At 58.9% G+C, this 19,533-nt stretch carries 11 protein-coding genes, 1 tRNA gene, 3 rRNA genes and 3 pseudogenes; 2 read left to right on the top strand and 16 right to left on the bottom strand.

The annotated features are described in order from the left end of the window. Nucleotides 1-73 precede the first annotated feature (73 nt). Nucleotides 74-1,125, top strand: a pseudogene (locus H9K75_RS16000) (AraC family transcriptional regulator). Nucleotides 1,126-1,132: 7 nt separating this feature from the next. Here H9K75_RS16000 and H9K75_RS15995 read toward each other — a convergent pair. From H9K75_RS15995 to H9K75_RS15985, 3 genes are all read right to left on the bottom strand, one after another. Then, nucleotides 1,133-1,834, bottom strand: a complete 702-nt coding sequence (locus H9K75_RS15995; protein ID WP_187723367.1) for an HAD family hydrolase — start codon at nucleotides 1,832-1,834, stop codon at nucleotides 1,133-1,135. 120 nt (nucleotides 1,835-1,954) lie between these two features. Beyond that, nucleotides 1,955-3,046: a hypothetical protein gene (locus H9K75_RS15990; RefSeq protein ID WP_187723366.1), complete on the bottom strand. Its 1,092-nt coding sequence runs from the start codon at nucleotides 3,044-3,046 to the stop codon at nucleotides 1,955-1,957. Nucleotides 3,047-3,207: 161 nt separating this feature from the next. Further along, nucleotides 3,208-3,645: a YchJ family protein gene (locus H9K75_RS15985; protein WP_226858263.1), complete on the bottom strand. Its 438-nt coding sequence runs from the start codon at nucleotides 3,643-3,645 to the stop codon at nucleotides 3,208-3,210. A gap of 186 nt (nucleotides 3,646-3,831) precedes the next feature. Here H9K75_RS15985 and H9K75_RS15980 point away from each other — a divergent pair, with 186 nt between their 5' ends. Continuing rightward, the gene (locus H9K75_RS15980) at nucleotides 3,832-4,362 is read left to right on the top strand and encodes a DUF421 domain-containing protein (protein ID WP_187723365.1); all 531 of its coding nucleotides are present in this window, start codon (nucleotides 3,832-3,834) and stop codon (nucleotides 4,360-4,362) included. On the opposite strand, the pseudogene H9K75_RS15975 reads toward H9K75_RS15980, so the two are convergent. The 13 genes and pseudogenes from H9K75_RS15975 to H9K75_RS15915 form a co-directional block, all read right to left on the bottom strand. Next, nucleotides 4,344-5,473: pseudogene (locus tag H9K75_RS15975) on the bottom strand (acyl-CoA dehydrogenase family protein). The gene H9K75_RS15980 and the pseudogene H9K75_RS15975 overlap by 19 nt on opposite strands. Nucleotides 5,474-5,521: 48 nt before the next feature. After that, a complete protein-coding gene (locus H9K75_RS15970; protein WP_187723364.1) occupies nucleotides 5,522-6,193 on the bottom strand; it encodes an SDR family oxidoreductase in 672 nt (223 codons plus the stop codon). A 2-nt stretch (nucleotides 6,194-6,195) separates the two neighbouring features. Then, a complete protein-coding gene (locus H9K75_RS15965; RefSeq protein ID WP_187723363.1) occupies nucleotides 6,196-6,822 on the bottom strand; it encodes a pyridoxamine 5'-phosphate oxidase family protein in 627 nt (208 codons plus the stop codon). Beyond that, on the bottom strand, nucleotides 6,819-7,931 hold the full coding sequence (locus H9K75_RS15960; RefSeq protein WP_187723362.1) for a hypothetical protein: 1,113 nt from the start codon (nucleotides 7,929-7,931) through the stop codon (nucleotides 6,819-6,821). The genes H9K75_RS15965 and H9K75_RS15960 overlap by 4 nt, the downstream gene beginning before the upstream one ends. Before the next feature lie 81 nt (nucleotides 7,932-8,012). Further along, nucleotides 8,013-9,206, bottom strand: a complete 1,194-nt coding sequence (locus H9K75_RS15955) for an acetyl-CoA C-acyltransferase (protein WP_187723361.1) — start codon at nucleotides 9,204-9,206, stop codon at nucleotides 8,013-8,015. Between the two features lie 61 nt (nucleotides 9,207-9,267). Beyond that, nucleotides 9,268-11,069: pseudogene (aceK, locus tag H9K75_RS15950) on the bottom strand (bifunctional isocitrate dehydrogenase kinase/phosphatase). Nucleotides 11,070-11,125: 56 nt separating this feature from the next. Next, nucleotides 11,126-11,788, bottom strand: a complete 663-nt coding sequence (can, locus tag H9K75_RS15945; RefSeq protein WP_187723360.1) for a carbonate dehydratase — start codon at nucleotides 11,786-11,788, stop codon at nucleotides 11,126-11,128. A gap of 77 nt (nucleotides 11,789-11,865) precedes the next feature. After that, the gene (locus H9K75_RS15940; protein ID WP_187723359.1) at nucleotides 11,866-13,053 is read right to left on the bottom strand and encodes an isovaleryl-CoA dehydrogenase; all 1,188 of its coding nucleotides are present in this window, start codon (nucleotides 13,051-13,053) and stop codon (nucleotides 11,866-11,868) included. Between the two features lie 162 nt (nucleotides 13,054-13,215). Continuing rightward, nucleotides 13,216-13,620 (bottom strand): MerR family transcriptional regulator, encoded by a 405-nt coding sequence (locus tag H9K75_RS15935; RefSeq protein ID WP_187723358.1) that lies wholly within the window; start codon nucleotides 13,618-13,620, stop codon nucleotides 13,216-13,218. A gap of 257 nt (nucleotides 13,621-13,877) precedes the next feature. Continuing rightward, nucleotides 13,878-13,990, bottom strand: a 5S ribosomal RNA gene (gene rrf, locus H9K75_RS15930). Between the two features lie 128 nt (nucleotides 13,991-14,118). Next, nucleotides 14,119-16,993 (bottom strand): 23S ribosomal RNA (locus tag H9K75_RS15925). A 600-nt stretch (nucleotides 16,994-17,593) separates the two neighbouring features. Next, nucleotides 17,594-17,670: transfer RNA gene (locus tag H9K75_RS15920), tRNA-Ile, on the bottom strand. 96 nt (nucleotides 17,671-17,766) lie between these two features. Beyond that, a 16S ribosomal RNA gene (locus H9K75_RS15915) occupies nucleotides 17,767-19,296 on the bottom strand. The 16S, 23S and 5S rRNA genes sit together here with 1 tRNA gene alongside, the layout of an rRNA operon. Nucleotides 19,297-19,533 lie beyond the last annotated feature (237 nt).

The raw sequence follows: 19,533 nt of genomic DNA, 5'->3' as shown, positions 1-19,533 counted from the left end.
ACGCGTGACAATGGGGAGCCGCTATCGGGCCGTAATGGTTGCAATTTGTGCCAGCACACCGCAAAATCTGATCATGCCAGAATCGGTTTCACCCCGCCCCTTGGACAACGCTCATCCGGCCGTCACGCCGATGGCTTTTGTGCGGGCAATCCTGCTTGCCTACGAGCGCCGGGGAATGCCTGCGGAAGATGCGCTGGAGACGGCGCAAATTGCGCCAGCGGAGATTCAAGATCACTCCGCACGAATCACGGCGATGCAGATGGAAGTCCTGTCCGGCTTTGCAATGCGCGAGCTTGACGACGAGGGCCTGGGCTGGTTCAGCCGCAGACTGCCCTGGGCAGCTACGGCATGCTTGCGCGCGCATCGTTGAGCGCACCCACCCTTGGGCTGGCGCTGGCACGCTGGTGTCGCCACCACCATTTGATCGTCGACGACATCCGCCTGCACCTGCACGCCGAAGGCGAACGCAGCCTGCTCACCATCACCGAGCACCGCGAGCTGGGCGAACTGCGCGAGTTCTGCCTGGTATCGGTACTGCGCAATGCGCTCGGGCTCGCCAGCTGGTTCATAGACTCGCGCCTGCCGGTGATTTCTGCGCAGTTCCCCTTCCCCGCGCCGCCACATGCCGACGCCTACCGCGTGCTGTTCAGTGGCAAGCTCACCTTCGATGCGCCGCAGGCGGCGGTCGAGCTGGACACGCGCTATCTCGCCCTGCCGCTCAAGCGTGACGAAGCCGCCATGCAGCAGATGCTGCAGCGCGCACTGCCGCTGATGGTGCGCAAGTACCGGCGCGACCGGCTACTGGTGCAACGTGTGCGCCAGATTCTCGCGAGCACGCCCGACGTGATGCACAGCGCGCGCACGCTGGCCGATGAGCTGCACGTCTCCACGCGCACGCTGCACCGGCAGTTAAAGGAGGAGGGCGCATCGCTGCAAACCCTCAAGGACGAGATGCGCCGCGGCAAGGCCATCGAGCTGCTCAACCGCACCGACCGACCCATCAAGCAGGTGGCCCAGGCGGCCGGTTTCGCGGGCGAGAAAAGTTTCATTCGCGCGTTCCGCGTATGGACTGGACACTCGCCGGCCGAATACCGCAAGCACTCGCGCAAGGCGGCCGGGGAATAGGGACTGTTCATCTGGACAGGCCCTGGCCAGACGTCGTTGCCGCCAGCATCAACTTCGGCAGATCGCCCATCGCATCGAACACCCGGCTCGCTCCGGCGTCGAGCAAATCGCTGGCGTCGGCATGCCCCTGGTGCGCGGGAAAATAGGCCCAGACCGTGGCCCCGGCCGCAACACCTGCCTGAACGCCGGTGAGCGTGTCTTCGATCACCAGACATCGCGCGGGATCGACATGCACGGCAGCGGCGGCCACCAGATAGACATCCGGGAACGGCTTGCTGCACGGCGTTTCGTGGCCGCTGAAGACCCGGCCTTCGAAATACGGCGCGAGGCCCACCTTCGCGAGCTGCATCTCCACCTTTGCGCGATCCGCGCCCGAAGCGCAGGCAATGCGGCCTCCGAGCGTGTCATGCACGCTTTTCACCGCTGCAAGCGCACCGTCAATCGCCACCAGTTCCGCTGTCAGTGCGACGTTGCGCCGCGCATAGAACTGCTGCAGCCATCCCTCGGTGAACGGCTTTCCGGTGTGCTGTTCGATGCGCGCGGACTGGCTGCGCACGGTCTTGCCGATGAACTGCTGCAAACATTCCTGCGTGGTGATCGGCCAGCCCGCCTCGTTGAGCATGTCGCGCAGCACGCGGTTGGTGATCGACTCGCTGTCCACGAGCACACCATCGCAATCGAACAGAACGGCATCAAACAAAACGGTCATCGGTCGGGCTCGCACCAAAAAACAAGGCGCTGAAAACCTTCAGCGCCATTGCGTGTTGACAGGCAAAGGATGCCGCGATTATGCGGCAGCCTCTCCCTCCAGGATGCCCGTGCGGCGTGCTTATGGAAACGCCGCGCCAGCCAGTGGATGCAGCAGCCGGTTCGCGTTTGCCACCGAGATGTTGTGCATTGCACCGTCGGCGGTGACCATGCCGCTGAAGTAGAAAAAGCTTTTAGCCGCGTTGGCATCCATGCGCGACTTCATCTGCGCGAGCGTGTCGTTGCCGATACCCGATTCGACCAGATACTGGATCGCGCCTTGCTGCGCCGACGACTTCTCCCACACGGCCACGGCGGTGCCGGTCGACAACGCCAGCGCGCCGCGCGTCATGCGACCCTGCGCGCCCATGGCATCGAGACTCTTCTTGAGTTCGGCGGCATTCGATTCGGAGTAGCCGCCGCTTGGCGTGCTCAGCGTGTACTCGTAGGTCGTGGACACGCTGTCCTTGCAGTACAGATTGAAGCTCTGCGAGCCGAGGATCATCGGGCCCAACCAGCGAAAGCCGCGCGCGCCCTGGCTGGCGAGTTGATCGCCAATCAACTTGGCGGTCGCTGCATTCATGTCCGATTCCACCGCCTCATAGGTGTAGGTGCGGCCCAGTGTCGAATCGCGCACGTAGATATTGCGCACATCCTTCTGGCTGGCCATGAAGGCCGCAGTGGACTTGTACAGATAGCCTTGTGCGCCGCGCTGATTCAGTTGCGCGAGAAAGCCCGCGAGATTCGACGTTTCCGCATCCGCCACGTAGTCAAGGCGCGATTTCGCATGCGTCGTGTCGGTTACGTAGAAATCACCCATGCTGACGCCGGTGGCCGTGCCTGCGCCCAGCGTGCTGATGAAGGCATAGCCCATGGCTCCCAACTGGTTCGCGGTAGCGAGCGCTGCGGTGAACGAGGCACTGGGCGACTCCAGGCGGTATTGCCCGGTGATCGGCGTGGTGGTGTTGCCATTCCCGTTGCCATTTCCATTTCCGTTGCCGTTCCCGTTACCGTTTCCATTCCCGTTACCGTTTCCGTTTCCGTTTCCATTTCCGTTACCGTTACCGTTACCGTTCCCACTGCCCTCATCGGAATCGTCGCTGCCACCGCAGGCTGCAAGAGATGCCAGGAGCAGCAGCGCTGCGGAACGTCGGGTGAGTTGAGTGGAGTTCATAGGTTGTTGGCGGTTTTAAAGAATCAGTAAATCAAATTGATGATCCAGAGTGTCGATCGTATGTAAATGTGGCCGACAGCCATACCCCCCGACGAGGGGTATTTGTTACCAGATACACCGCGCCGTCCGATCTGGATCAACCAGAAGCCGCTGATGACGCTTCAGTACTGTTCGCCATCGACGTAATACCAGCGCCCGTCATCTTCGCGCACGAAGCGGCTGCGTTCATGCAATCTCACGGCTCGCCCGCCTATGCGGTAGCGCGCGACGAACTCCACCTCGGCGTGTTCGTCATCGATGCGTCTGGCATCCTTGACGGCCAGTCCAAGCCACCGGGTGGCCGGGTCGAAACCAAGCTCCGCAGGCCGCTGCGAGACATGCCAGGTGGCCTTGAGATAGTTCGCGTCTGCCCGCACAAACGCTGTGTAGCGCGAGCGCATCAGAGACTCGGCATCGGGTGCGGGAAGCGTCTCGAAGCGATCAAGATAGCGCCCGCAGCATTCACGCAGGGACAGGGCCTTGCCCTTCGCGTTCGTGCGGCCACAGGGACATGGCGCATCCGATGCAGATGCGGAGGCAGCGTGGTTCGATCCCATCATCTATTGACCCATTCATCAATGCCCAAGACGATCCGGCCCGGTGCCGGACACGATATTCAAGCGTAGCGCATCTGCCCAGCGCACGAACACGCCGCCGTCCTACATCGCCGCCTTGGCCTGCGCCCGGTGGCGCGCAGAAAATGCCAGGCATGCATCGCGTGCGTCGATGATCAAAGGAGGCAACTCATGTTTGCAATGGCCGTGCCATGGTGGGAATTCGTTGTTCGGGGTTTGATCGTCTATGCCTTCCTGCTGGTGTTCCTGCGCCTCACCGGCAAACGCAACGTCGGGCAGTACGACCCCTTCGATCTGATCCTGCTGCTGATTCTTTCGAACGCCGTGCAGAACTCGATGAACGCGGGCGACAACTCACTGACCGGCGGGCTCATCTCGGCCACCACGCTGATCGCCGCCCACACCCTGATGGCGCACCTCACCTACCGCAGCCGGTTGCTGTCGCGCCTCATCGACGGCAAGCCGCTCAATCTGATCACCAACGGCAAGGTCAACCAGGCCACCATGGCCGCAGAACTTCTGACGGCCGACGATCTCAAGGCCGCGCTGCACGCCGGTGGCTGCCTGCACACCTACGAGGTCGAGCTGGCGACCATCGAGACCAACGGCGAGATCACCATCGTGATGCGCAACCGCGACAGCGCGAGCAAGGACGGGATGTCTGACGCATGCGCCCGTCTCGGTCAGGCCAGTGCGCGTTGAATGATGATTTTCTGCACGTCGCTCGTGCCTTCATAGATCTGGCATACACGCACGTCACGGTAGATCCGCTCGACCGGAAAATCGCTCACCACGCCATATCCACCGAGCGTCTGGATGGCAGCGCTGCAAACCCGCTCAGCCATCTCGCTGGCGAACAGCTTGGCCATTGCGGCCTCCTTCAAACACGGACGCCCCGCGTCGCGCAGCGACGCCGCATGCCAGATCAACTGCCGTGCCGCCTCGATCTGCACCGCGCAATCGGCCAGCCGGAAGCCCACGGCCTGGTGGTTGAAGATCGCGGTGCCGAAGCTCTCGCGTTCCTTGCTGTATTGCAGCGCGAATTCGAATGCGCTGCGCGCCATGCCCACGCTTTGCGCCGCGATGCCGATGCGACCGCCCTCGAGTCCGCCGAGCGCAATCTTGTAGCCTTCGCCTTCCGTGCCGATCAGGTTCTCGGCTGGAACGCGGCAGTTGTCGAAATTGATCTGTGCGGTGTCGCTCGAGTGCTGGCCCAGCTTGTCTTCGAGCCGTGCGACGACGTAGCCGGGCGCATCGGTAGGCACGAGAAACGCGCTCATGCCCTTCTTGCCCGCACCCTTGTCGGTGACCGCGATGACGATGGCCACATGTCCGTTCTTGCCGCTGGTGATGAACTGCTTGACGCCGTTGATCACGTATTCGTCGCCCTGCTTCACCGCGGTCGTGCGCAGCGATGAGGCATCCGATCCGACATGCGGCTCGGTCAGGCAGAACGCGCCCAGCATCTCGCCGCGCGCAAGTGGCTCTAGCCATTTTTTCTTTTGCGCCGCGTTGCCATACTTCATGAGAATCGCATTGACGGGCAGTTGGTCACGCTGATCACCGTGCTCGTGCCACCATCGCCCGCCGCAATCTCCTCGAGCACCAGCGCGAGCGAAAGATAGTTCAGGCCCGCGCCGCCATGCTCCTCGGGCACGCAGATGCCATACGCACCCAGTTCGGCAAGGCCCTTGTGAACGTCGCGCGGAAAGAAGTGCTCCTTGTCCCAGCGCTCGGCGTTCGGCCAGAGTTGTTCCTGCGCAAACTGACGCACGGCGTCGCGAATCATTTCCTGGTCTTCTGTCAGCAGCATCTGCCTGTCTCTCTCAAAAATGAAATGGATATGTGTGTACGGCCCGAATCACCAGTGCGCCGCACGACGCCCGTCGTAATGCAGCAACTGGCCCTTGTCCCCGGGCGTGAGCGAGGCCAGCACGCTGCGCATGCCGCTCACGCTTTCCTCGATCTTCACGGGCGCGCTTGCGCCGCCCATGTCGGTTTGCACCCAGCCGGGATCAATGGTGACGAGCGTCGCACGCGGATAGTCATTCTGCGCCGCAGCCACCACCATGTTGAGCGCGGACTTGCTCGCCCGGTAGATCCACGAGCCGCTGCTCTGCACGCTGCCGATCTGCGACATCGAGCTCGACAGAAACGCGAACACTCCACCCGCCTGCTCGACCATCGGTGCGACCTGCGTGAGCACCTGCATCGCGCCCAGCACGTTGGTGTGCATGACGGCGTCAAAGTCCTCCTGCGTGGGCGCGACGAGCGCACCGGGCCGACGAATGACGCCGGCCACGTACAGCGCGACATCGATGCGCTCGCCATCGAGCCGCCCGCCAAGCCCGCTGACGCTGGCCGGTTGCGCCACATCGATCAAATGCACCTCGGCACCCAGCGCCTGAACGCGTTCGCGCGCCCCCTCATCGCGTACCGTCGCGATCACGCGCCAACCCGCATCGCGGTACTGACGAACGAACTCCAGACCGATACCGCGCGACGCGCCAATCACCAGAACGGTGGAAGACATGATCAGCCCGCTCCCTGTTCGTCTGCAATCTGTTGGCGATAGCGCTGCAGCATGTCGGCCTGCGTCTCGGGCGCTGCGCTCGAACCCATCTGCGCGACGATGATTTCGTTGAGTGTCGGCAATTCGCTGCGCTCGATCTGCGTGCCCGCATCCCACAGCCTGGACCGCATGAGTGCCTTCGCGCAATGCAGATAGGCTTCCTGGACCTGCACCTCGATCACCAGCCTGGGCAACTGGCGCTCGCCGTCAAAGCGGTGCAGAAACTCCGGCTCGTCACGCAATCGCGCCGTGCCGTTCACGCGCAGGGTTTCATCAACACCGGGCACGAAAAAGAGCATGGCAACGCGTGGATCGCGAAGCAGGTTGGTCAGCGAATCAAGACGGTTGTTGCCGCCCGCATCGGGCACCAGCAGATGGTGGGCATCGGCGCATTTGACAAAACCCTTGGGGCCGCCGCGCGGAGAGGCATCAAGCAATGCGCCGTCCTCGCCCGCGGTCGCGATCACGCAGAACGGCGAGAGCGCGATGATGCGCTGGCAATACGCATCGAGATGATTGAGTTGCTTCTTGACCGCACGCTCGGCCGGTGGGGCGTAGAGCGTGCGCAGTTGTTCGAGCGTGGTGATCATGCGTCGCCACCCTCACCCGCTTGACTCGCGTGGATCGCGCCATAGAGTCCGAGAAATTCGCGCCATGAAGGGTCATAGGTCGCGTGCAGCTCAGACTCCAAGCCTGATGCATGCTCCGCGCCGAGGCGGCCGGCGAGTGCGCTTGCGTGCTCCACGTCGTCCACATAAAAGGCCGCGAGGCGCGTGCTCATGTCCTCGACACGGGAGAACGCGAGAACGCCGCGTTGCTGCTGCCTGAGCGCGGCCTCGAGCGCGTCCTGCGCATCTCGAACCGCATCGAGTTCCTGCTGGCTCGCGAACGGCAGTCGCCAGCTCAGGAAATGCGAGAGGTCCGCACGCGTGGCCAAGGCATTGGCCGAATCATGAAACGTCAGGATGTCGGGCGGCGCGTCGTCCTGCGCATCGCGCGGACGCACTTCGAGAGATATCCAGCGCTCGTCGCCCTCGCGCGGGAATTCGTAGCTTCGACCCAGCTCGTCGCGCTGAAAGGCATCGAAGATCGCGGGAAAAACCGACAGCGGCTCCGCGCCTGCAACACTGTCCGAGAACGCATCGACGAATTCCACCGGCCCCACGCGCACGGAAAAATCCCATTCACCAAGCACGTGGTCAAGCATGATGAACGCCATGTGGCGCGCATGGTCGATCATGTCTTGCGGCACGATCTTCTCGAACGACAGCTCCAGTCCAACGATGCCGCCTGCGTCGTAGTGCGCGACAAGCACGTCGGAACAGGACAGTTCGAAGTCGTTCATGTTCATCGAAAAATCCTGCCCCAGCGAGCGGCTGCGAAACGCCTGCACGGCATAGCCGTCGAGTCGCGGCGCGCCGCGCACCAGCGCCTGCACGTTCTCGAACTGCGCGATATTGCCGTGAGCCGTCACGACCAGCCGCGCGCCCGCCTCGTTGGGATTGCCTTCAAGCTCCAGCGCCAGATCGGGAGCATAAGGCTCAAGAATCTCGCCCGCGCGCTCGACGAATTCGCGGGGCTCCAGCGCGTTCAAGGCAGCCAACTGCCCAGAAAAATCCCGCCAGAAGGACGCGATCTGCTGCGCCGTCAGCGGCTGCGCTGCCGGTTGCTCGTCTTCGTGCTCAAGGTCTTCGCTCATGCTGGTCTCCTACGTTGGGCGCGTTGCACATGGGCTCACTTTAAGGCAAAGGCCACCAGGGCCCGTTCACACGATGCAGGATCAAACCAGCTCGATTGCCATCGCCGTGCCTTCGCCACCGCCAATGCACAGCGTGGCCAGGCCCTTCTTCTTCCCGCGTGCCTTGAGCGCGTGGATCAGCGTGACCAGAATGCGCGCGCCGCTCGCGCCAATCGGATGACCCAGTGCGCAAGCACCACCGTTGACGTTGACCTTGTCGTGAGGAATGTTGAGTTCCTTCATCAGCGCCATCGGCACCACGGCAAAGGCCTCGTTCACCTCCCACAGATCGACGTCTTCGACCTTCCATCCGGCCTTCTTGAGCGCCTTTTCGGTGGCACCGACCGGGGCCGTGGTGAACCACTCGGGTGCCTGTGCATGCGTGCCGTGAGCGACGATGCGCGCGAGCGGCTTGCAGCCCAGTTGCTTTGCGGTGGATTCACGCATCAGCACCATGGCGGCCGCGCCGTCGTTGATGCTGGAGCTGGACGCTGCGGTGATGGTTCCGTCCTTCTTGAACGCGGGCTTGAGGCTGCTGATCTTGTCGATCTTGGCCTTGGCCGGACCTTCGTCCACGCTCACGGTGACGTCGCCCTTGCGGGTCTTGAAGGTGACAGGCGTGATTTCGTCCTTGAACGCGCCGCTCTCGGTGGCCGCCTGCGCGCGCTGGACGCTCGCGATGGCAAACTCATCCTGCTGCTCGCGCGTGAAGTGGTATTTGGCCGCGCAGTCTTCGCCGAACGTGCCCATCGAGCGACCGGCTTCGTAGGCATCTTCGAGACCGTCAAGCATCATGTGGTCGTAGATCTTGTCGTGCCCCATGCGGTAGCCGCCGCGGCCTTTCTTGAGCAGATACGGCGCGTTGGTCATGCTCTCCATGCCGCCCGCAATCATCACGTCGCGGCTGCCCGCAATCAGTTGGTCGTGCGCGAGGATGGTGGCTTCCATGCCGGCACCGCACATCTTGGACAGCGTCACCGCGCCGGTCGATTGCGGCAGACCGCCCTTGAATCCGGCCTGGCGCGCAGGTGCCTGACCCTGGCCCGCCATCAGGCAGTTGCCGAACAGCACTTCCTCTACCTGCTCCGGCTTGATGCCCGCGCGCTCCACGGCAGCCTTGATGGCCGCGCCACCCAGGTCATTGGCCGACAGATCGGCAAAGTCGCTCTGGAAGCCGCCCATGGGTGTGCGCGCGGCGCTCACGATGACGACGGGATCGTTATGTTGCTGGCTCATTGGTATCTCCTTGGGATAGATCGACGACGGGTTGAATGGGGGATTGTTTTGAAAGCGATGGCTATTCGATGTGCGCGCGCAGGCGGCGCTCTGCTTCGTAGGGGAAGACGTCGAGCATGTGACCCGCCTGAATGCGTTCCTTGTGCGACTGCCAGAACTGCGCATCGAGCAGATCGGCGTGATGGCGCATGAAGACCTCGCGCACGGCGTCATTGCCGAGCAGAAACGGGCCGAAGGTTTCCGGAAAGACGTCGCGCGGATGCACCGCGTACCAGACCTCACCCGACATCTCGTCTTCTTCGTTGCGCGGCGCAGGCACGCGCCGGAAATTGCAGTCGGTGAGATATTCGATCTCGTCATAGTCGTAGAACACGACCTTGCCGCCGCGTGTGATGCCGAAGTTCTTCCAGAGCATGTCGCCGGGGAAAATGTTCGCGGCCACCAGATCCTTGATCGCGTTACCGTATTCGACCACCGCATGCTCCAGATGCTGCCTGGCCTCGGGCTGGGCCAGGCCTGCATCAAAGCACTCCTGCAGATGGATGTTGAGCGGCACGAGACGGCGTTCGATATAGAGATGGCTGATGATGACCTCTTGCTGCCCGTCTCCATCGCGGTCGCTGATTTCCAACTGGCTCGGCGCGAATTTCTGTATCTCCGCGATCAACTCATCCGAGAACCGCTCGCGCGGAAACGCTACCAGACTGTATTCCAGCGTGTCTGCCATGCGGCCCACGCGGTCGTGCTGCTTCACGAGCAAATACTTATCCTTGACCTGCTCGCGCGTGGTCTCTTTGGGCGCGGGAAATAGTCCTTGATCAGTTTGAAGACATAAGGAAAACTCGGCAGATCGAACACCAGCATCACCATGCCCTTGATGCCGGGCGCAATGCGGAATTTGTCGGTGGAATAACGCAGATGGTGCAGGAATTCGCGGTAAAACAGCGTCTTCCCCTGCTTGGCGAGACCGATGGCGGTGTAGAGATCGGCGCGCGGCTTGCGTGGCATCAGCGTTCGCAGAAACTGCACATAAGCGCTCGGCACCTCCATGTCGACCATGAAATAGGCCCGCGCAAAACTGAACAGGCTGTGCATGTCATCCTCGCCGAACAGCGCGGCATGCAGCACGAGCTTGCCACTCGCGTCATGCAGAATCGGCACCGCAAGGGCCAGCTCGGTATAGCCCGTGATGATCTTGCCGACCAGATAGGCGCCCTTGTTCCGGTAGAACAGGTTGGAGAGCACCTGTATCTGGAAATTTGCACGCAGCGTCAATCCCTTGAGCCGCTCCTGGATGCGCTCTGCGAGCAGGTTCGTATCGCGCGCAAGGTCGTCGAATGCGCATTGCAAACCGAGCTGCTCGCACAACTGCATGAGTACCTGCGGCAGGCGTTCCAGCGTCTCGGGATAGTACGCGCGGTAGGTGGGCAGTGCGCCGGTCGCATTGCTTTCCAGATACTCCGTGCTCACAGCGGGCCGCACGAAGATGAAATCGTTCTGAAAGTGCGTGCGATGCAGTATCTTGGTGGTGACCGAATTGAAGAAGGTCTCGGCCAATTCGGGCTGCAGGTGTTCCACCATCAGCCCGATGTAGTGCAGCTTGACCTGTTGCCACACGCTCATCGGCAGCGCTCCGGCGGCGAACTCCTTGTCGAGTCGCAGCACGCACTCCTTCACACGCAGATCATAGAACTCGATGCGCTCGCGCTGTGCGCGCTGCTGGCCATGCCAGTCCTGCGTTTCGAAACGGTGCTTGGCGCGCGCGGACTCGGCCCGAAACAGCTTGTAGTGCCGGTTGAAGCCATCCATCATCGCCTTCGCGATGTCGTAGGCCTGAGGGGCATCCAGACGTTGCGGAAACATGGATCGGGCCTTTGTGCCTTGATGCCGTTGTGCGGGCGTCGCGGAGGTTTTCGCGATCAGTCGCGCTTGCGCTGCGCGACCTTGTCCACGGCGGCCGCATGTACCTCGCCCAGGCCGCCGATACCGGGAATGGTCATCTCCAGATTGGTGATCAGACCATTCTTGATGCTGTAGCACCAGCCATGCAGCGTGATCTTCTGACCGCGCGCCCACGCGTCCTGCAACACCGTCGATTGCGCCACGTTGACGACCTGCTCGATCGCGTTGAGTTCACACAGCGCATCATGGCGCCACTGCGGCGAGAGCGACTCCAGCAGCTTGATGTGCTTGTCGCGCACGTCGCGCACGTGGCGCGTCCAGTTGTCCACCAGACCCAGGCGCAATCCTTCGAGCGCGGCGAGCACGCCGCCGCAGCCATAGTGGCCCACGACCATGAGATGCTCGACCTTCAGATGGTCCACCGAATACTGGATCGTCGAGAGGCAGTTCAGATCGCTGGGAACGACCACGTTCGCCACATTGCGGTGCACGAACACTTCACCGGGCTCAAGACCGGAGATCTGATTGGCGGGAACGCGGCTGTCGGAGCAGCCAATCCACATGTACTTGGGTTTTTGCTGCGCCATCAGCCCGGTGAAGAAACCGGGCCGCTCGCGCTCCACCTGCGCAGCCCACTCGCGATTGTGAACGAACAGGTCTTCGATGGAGGTTGTGCTCATGAGGCGGTCCTTGTTGTGGCTTGGCTGGTGACGGAGAGAAAAGGAAGGCGCGGTGAAGGCACCGTTCCAGGGAGATTTCAGCAAGTCTCGGCGAACAGTTCGCGGCCAATCAGCATGCGGCGAATCTCGCTCGTGCCTGCACCGATTTCGTAGAGTTTCGCATCACGCCAGAGACGGCCAAGCGGGTACTCGTTGATATACCCATTGCCGCCATAGATTTGCACGCCTTCGCCGGCCATCCAGGTCGCCTTTTCGGCAGTCCACAGAATCACGCTGGCGCAATCCTTGCGCACCTGGCGGACATGCTCGGAGCCGAGCAGGTCGAGATTCTTGGCGACGGTGTAGGCAAAGGAACGACCGGCTTGCAGCACGGTGTACATGTCGGCTACCTTGCCCTGAATGAGCTGGAACTCGCCGATGCTCTGACCGAACTGCTTGCGATCATGAATGTACGGAATCACGTTGTCCATGACGGATTGCATGATGCCCAGAGGGCCGCCGGTCAACACGGCACGTTCGTAGTCGAGTCCGCTCATCAGCACCTTCGCGCCGCCGTTGAGCTGTCCGAGCACATTTTCCGCCGGCACTTCGACATTCTCGAACACCAGTTCGCCGGTATGGCTGCCGCGCATCCCGAGCTTGTCGAGCTTCTGCGCAATCGAGAAACCCTTCATGCCCTTTTCGATCAGGAACGCCGTCACGCCGCGCGCGCCGAGCTCCGGTTCGCTCTTGGCATACACCACCAGCGTGTCGGCGTCCGGACCATTGGTGATCCACATCTTGGTGCCGTTCAGCAGGTAGTAACCGCCCTTGTCCTCGGCCTTGAGCTTCATGCTGATCACATCGGAGCCCGCACCGGGCTCGCTCATCGCCAACGCGCCGACATGTTCGCCACTGATCAGCTTGGGCAAGTACTTGGCCTTTTGTGCCTCGTTGCCATTGCGATTGATCTGGTTCACGCACAGATTGGAATGCGCGCCATACGACAGCCCAATGGATGCGCTCGCACGCGAAATTTCCTCCATCGCAATCATGTGCGCCAGATAGCCCATGTTCGCGCCGCCGTACTCCTCCGACACGGTAATGCCCAACACGCCCAGATCGCCAAACTTGCGCCACAGATCCATCGGGAACTGGTCCGTGCGATCAACTTCCGCCGCGCGTGGAGCAATCTCCGCTTGGGCGAATTCGCGTACCGCATCGCGCAGTGCATCGATGTCTTCACCCAGTTGGAAATTCAGGCCGGGCAGATTGGAAAGGCTCATGGTTTGTCTCCGAGAGTATGGGAATGAATAAAGCTGAAACTACAAAACCGGCATTCGACAGATTATGCAAGGCGGGCATTGCGAGCCCGTTTCACTGCTTCACCTCGCGCCTGGCGGGATGTGGAACAAGAAAGAGATTGACGTTTACGTAAACGTCAATTATCACCTATTTTTGGCCTCAGGGTCGAGGCGCTGCAGGTGCGCATGTGCCTCTTTTTCATGCTCGCGAATCTCCTCGAGATTGGCCTCCAGGTCGGTCATCTGCGCCTCGAGCTGCTTGCGATGCTGTCCGAGCACTTCGAGAAACTTGCGCAACTGATTCCCGGTGTCGCGCGGGCTGTCATAGAGGTCGATGATCTCCTTGGCCTCCGTGAGCGACAGTCCAAGCCGCTTGGCCCGCAACGTGAGCTTCAGGCGCGTGCGATCACGCGCGCTGTAGACCCGGCTGCGCCCGCCGGGGCCCGCACGGTCGGGACTCAGCAAGCCCATGTCCTCGTAAAAGCGCATTGCGCGCGTGGTGAGATCGAACTCTTTGGCCAGATCGCTGATGGTGTAAGTCGTGCCCATGAATTGGAATTTTCGTTGAGCGCGCAAGGTACCTGCGCGCTCAGTTGACGTGCAGGTCAATATATCCCAGAGCAGACAAGATAGCGGAAGTCAGGCAGAAATTTGTCCCCTCTTGATGTCGGCTGACCGTGAGCGCATGACGTGGCAAGAGCGAACATGGGGAACAACGAGGCTTAAAAGGGGCACGTCATTTCGGCTGCCGCAAAGCAAGACGCCCTCCGACTCATGAGGAGTGGAGGGCGTCTTGGGCTGTAAGAGCCTGACGATGACCTACTTTCACACGGGAACCCGCACTATCATCGGCGCGAAGTCGTTTCACTGTCCTGTTCGGGATGGGAAGGAGTGGTGCCAACTTGCTATGGTCATCAGGCATAACGGGGTGCTTGGCAGTTCTGTGGGAGAACTGCGTTGCGAATTCATAGAGTCTGGGATCAGTTTTGATTGCGTCTTGGCATAACTTACAAGTCTTGAGCTATTCAAAGTCATTATCAAAGTTATAGGGTCAAGCCGCACGGGCAATTAGTACTGGTTAGCTTAAAGCATTGCTGCTCTTCCACACCCAGCCTATCAACGTCGTGGTCTACAACGACCCTTCAGGGGCTCGAGGCCCGGCAGATCTCATCTTGAAACGAGTTTCCCGCTTAGATGCTTTCAGCGGTTATCTCTTCCACACATAGCTACCCTGCGATGCCACTGGCGTGACAACAGGTACACCAGAGGTGTGTCCACTCCGGTCCTCTCGTACTAGGAGCAGGCTTCCTCAAATCTGCAGCGCCCACGGAAGATAGGGACCAAACTGTCTCACGACGTTTTAAACCCAGCTCACGTACCTCTTTAAATGGCGAACAGCCATACCCTTGGGACCGACTACAGCCCCAGGATGAGATGAGCCGACATCGAGGTGCCAAACACCGCCGTCGATATGAACTCTTGGGCGGTATCAGCCTGTTATCCCCAGAGTACCTTTTATCCGTTGAGCGATGGCCCTTCCATACAGAACCACCGGATCACTATGTCCTGCTTTCGCATCTGCTCGACTTGTCAGTCTCGCAGTTAAGCACGCTTATGCCATTGCACTATCGTCACGATGTCCGACCGTAACTAGCGTACCTTCGAACTCCTCCGTTACACTTTGGGAGGAGACCGCCCCAGTCAAACTGCCTACCATGCACTGTCCCCGATCCAGATAATGGATCCAGGTTAGAACCTCAAACACACCAGGGTGGTATTTCAACGTTGGCTCCATGTGATCTAGCGACCACACTTCAAAGCCTCCCACCTATCCTACACAGATCTGTTCAAAGTCCAATACAAAGCTACAGTAAAGGTTCATGGGGTCTTTCCGTCTTTCCGCGGGGAGATTGCATCATCACAAACATTTCAACTTCGCTGAGTCTCAGGAGGAGACAGTGTGGCCATCGTTACGCCATTCGTGCAGGTCGGAACTTACCCGACAAGGAATTTCGCTACCTTAGGACCGTTATAGTTACGGCCGCCGTTTACTGGGACTTCAATCAAGAGCTTGCACCCCATCATTTAATCTTCCAGCACCGGGCAGGCGTCACACCCTATACGTCCACTTTCGTGTTTGCAGAGTGCTGTGTTTTTAATAAACAGTCGCAGCCACCGATTTTTTGCAACCCCTTTCTGCTCCGTTTGTTCAACTTCACATACCGGGGCATACCTTCTCCCGAAGTTACGGTATCAATTTGCCGAGTTCCTTCTCCTGAGTTCTCTCAAGCGCCTTAGAATACTCATCTCGCGCACCAGTGTCGGTTTGCGGTACGGTCGTCAATAGCTGAAGCTTAGTGGCTTTTCCTGGAAGCAGGGTATCACTCACTTCGTGTGCAAGCACACTCGTTATCACCCCTCATCTTAGCCCGGCGGATTTGCCTACCAGGCACGACTACAGGCTTGAACCAACATGTCCAACAGTTGGCTGAGCTAACCTTCTCCGTCCCCACATCGCACTATTGATCGGTACAGGAATATTGACCTGTTTCCCATCAGCTACGCATCTCTGCCTCGCCTTAGGGGCCGACTCACCCTACGCCGATGAACGTTGCGTAGGAAACCTTGCGCTTACGGCGAGCGGGCTTTTCACCCGCTTTAACGCTACTCATGTCAGCATTCGCACTTCTGATACCTCCAGCATCCGTCTCCAGACACCTTCACAGGCTTACAGAACGCTCTCCTACCACGTGCAATAAATTGCACATCCGCAGCTTCGGTAACTGGCTTGAGCCCCGTTACATCTTCCGCGCAGGACGACTCGATCAGTGAGCTATTACGCTTTCTTTAAATGATGGCTGCTTCTAAGCCAACATCCTGACTGTTTTAGCCTTCCCACTTCGTTTCCCACTTAGCCAATTTTAGGGACCTTAGCTGGCGGTCTGGGTTGTTTCCCTCTTGAGTCCGGACGTTAGCACCCGGTGCTCTGTCTCCCAAGCTGTACTCTGCGGTATTCGGAGTTTGCCTTGGTTTGGTAAGTCGCCATGACCCCTAGCCAAAACAGTGCTCTACCCCCGCAGGTAATACTTGAGGCACTACCTAAATAGTTTTCGGAGAGAACCAGCTATTTCCAAGTTTGTTTAGCCTTTCACCCCTATCCACAGCTCATCCGCTAGTTTTGCAACACTAGTCGGTTCGGACCTCCAGTACCTGTTACGGCACCTTCATCCTGGCCATGGATAGATCACTTGGTTTCGGGTCTACACCCAGCGACTAAATCGCCCTGTTCGGACTCGGTTTCCCTGCGCCTCCCCTATTCGGTTAAGCTTGCCACTGAATGTAAGTCGCTGACCCATTATACAAAAGGTACGCCGTCACCCCTTGCGAGGCTCCGACTTTTTGTAAGCATACGGTTTCAGGATCTATTTCACTCCCTCCCGGGGTTCTTTTCGCCTTTCCCTCACGGTACTTGTTCACTATCGGTCGATGATGAGTATTTAGCCTTGGAGGATGGTCCCCCCATATTCAGACAGGGTTTCTCGTGCCCCGCCCTACTTGTCTGCAGCCTAGTACCACCACCGGGTTTTCACATACGGGGCTATCACCCACTATGGCCGGCCTTTCCATGCCGTTTTGTTAACCCGATGACTATCACTGCAAGGCTCTTCCGAATTCGCTCGCCACTACTATCGGAATCTCGGTTGATGTCTTTTCCTCGAGCTACTTAGATGTTTCAGTTCACTCGGTTCGCCTCGGCAACCTATGTATTCAGTTGCCGATACCCTTGCGGGTGGGTTTCCCCATTCAGAAATCTCCGGATCAAAGCTTGTTTGCCAGCTCCCCGAAGCTTATCGCAGGCTATCACGTCTTTCTTCGCCTATCATCGCCAAGGCATCCACCATATGCTCTTAGTCACTTGACCCTATAACTTTGACATCTCCCTCAAGGAGACTACACAGTCAACAGATCTCAGACTTGTCTTGTGAGGTCTCTCACCTCACGCGTTATGCCGTAATGTGAATGATCTTCTTGGCTGGAGTCCGCTTTTTATCGCGCACCCCAACTTTGAGAACAATTCGTCATTACTTGAACAAACAAAGTTTTTGTCTATTCGTTTTGACGCAATCAAATTTGTCACTGGCGGCACGGTGCAGCAACCCATCCGGTTTCCTGCTTTCCGCCAGCAACACTGATTTTCGACTCTATGAATTTTTAAAGAACAGCCGCGTTGATCCGGTAATCCGGATTCAACATCAAAGCAGTCTCCTGGCGAAACCGCTTTGATGTTGATTACTTGATAAGCACTTGGAGTGTGGTGGTGGAGGATGACGGGATCGAACCGACGACCCCTGCTTGCAAAGCAGGTGCTCTCCCAGCTGAGCTAATCCCCGCTGATCGTTCATCACCGGCGCATTGCGTCGTTGCTTCTTCCTCACACACCCTGAAGTGTGCTTCGTCATCCGCGCCTCGCACTGCTTGGTTCTGACCAATCAATCTTTCCCCGACCAGGCGTTGGAGTGTTTGGTGGGTCTAGTTGGGCTCGAACCAACGACCCCTGCGTTATCAACACAGTGCTCTAACCAGCTGAGCTACAGACCCATTCCACGCAGCCCGCCGCATTGCTTGGGCAGGCCACCTGGCTTTGTTCCAACAACCGATAAGTGTGGGCGTTCAATCTTGAATGCTGTTTTCCAGAAAGGAGGTGATCCAGCCGCACCTTCCGATACGGCTACCTTGTTACGACTTCACCCCAGTCACGAACCCCGCCGTGGTAAGCGCCCTCCTTGCGGTTAGGCTACCTACTTCTGGCGAGACCCGCTCCCATGGTGTGACGGGCGGTGTGTACAAGACCCGGGAACGTATTCACCGTGACATTCTGATCCACGATTACTAGCGATTCCGACTTCACGCAGTCGAGTTGCAGACTGCGATCCGGACTACGACTGGCTTTATGGGATTAGCTCCCCCTCGCGGGTTGGCAACCCTTTGTACCAGCCATTGTATGACGTGTGTAGCCCCACCTATAAGGGCCATGAGGACTTGACGTCATCCCCACCTTCCTCCGGTTTGTCACCGGCAGTCTCATTAGAGTGCCCAACCAAATGTAGCAACTAATGACAAGGGTTGCGCTCGTTGCGGGACTTAACCCAACATCTCACGACACGAGCTGACGACAGCCATGCAGCACCTGTGTGCAGGTTCTCTTTCGAGCACCAAACCATCTCTGGTAAGTTCCTGCCATGTCAAAGGTGGGTAAGGTTTTTCGCGTTGCATCGAATTAAACCACATCATCCACCGCTTGTGCGGGTCCCCGTCAATTCCTTTGAGTTTCAACCTTGCGGCCGTACTCCCCAGGCGGTCAACTTCACGCGTTAGCTTCGTTACTGAGAAAACAAATTCCCAACAACCAGTTGACATCGTTTAGGGCGTGGACTACCAGGGTATCTAATCCTGTTTGCTCCCACGCTTTCGTGCATGAGCGTCAGTGCAGGCCCAGGGGATTGCCTTCGCCATCGGTGTTCCTCCGCATATCTACGCATTTCACTGCTACACGCGGAATTCCATCCCCCTCTGCCGCACTCAAGCCATGCAGTCACAAATGCAGTTCCCAGGTTGAGCCCGGGGATTTCACATCTGTCTTACATAACCGCCTGCGCACGCTTTACGCCCAGTAATTCCGATTAACGCTTGCACCCTACGTATTACCGCGGCTGCTGGCACGTAGTTAGCCGGTGCTTATTCTTACGGTACCGTCATGGGCCCACTTTATTAAAATGAACCTTTTCGTTCCGTACAAAAGCAGTTTACAACCCGAAGGCCTTCATCCTGCACGCGGCATGGCTGGATCAGGGTTTCCCCCATTGTCCAAAATTCCCCACTGCTGCCTCCCGTAGGAGTCTGGGCCGTGTCTCAGTCCCAGTGTGGCTGATCATCCTCTCAGACCAGCTACAGATCGTCGGCTTGGTGAGCTTTTATCCCACCAACTACCTAATCTGCCATCGGCCGCTCCGTCCGCGCGAGGTCCGAAGATCCCCGCTTTCATCCGTAGATCGTATGCGGTATTAGCAAAGCTTTCGCCTCGTTATCCCCACGATCGGGCACGTTCCGATGTATTACTCACCCGTTCGCCACTCGTCAGCATCCGAAGACCTGTTACCGTTCGACTTGCATGTGTAAGGCATGCCGCCAGCGTTCAATCTGAGCCAGGATCAAACTCTACAGTTCGATCTTGAAAATTTAGAGTCTCTCGACTTGCTCAAAAATTGGAATTGATGAAGAAAAGACTTCAACAATACTGTTTTCATGAGCGTTTGTAGTGCTAAGCACTAGTTCCGAAGAACCTGGCACTCGCCATCAAACGCCCACGCTTATCGGCTGTATGTTTTTAAGGATCCTGACCGCCCGGGTTACCCCCGGACCGCCTGACTCGCCGTGATCAGCGAAGCCTTGAATTATGACACG

The organism is Diaphorobacter aerolatus (assembly GCF_014489535.1).
GTDB lineage: Bacteria > Pseudomonadota > Gammaproteobacteria > Burkholderiales > Burkholderiaceae_C > Diaphorobacter_A > Diaphorobacter_A aerolatus.
Note: the sequence above shows the minus strand (reverse complement) of the source record. Positions and strands in the feature narration are given on the sequence as shown.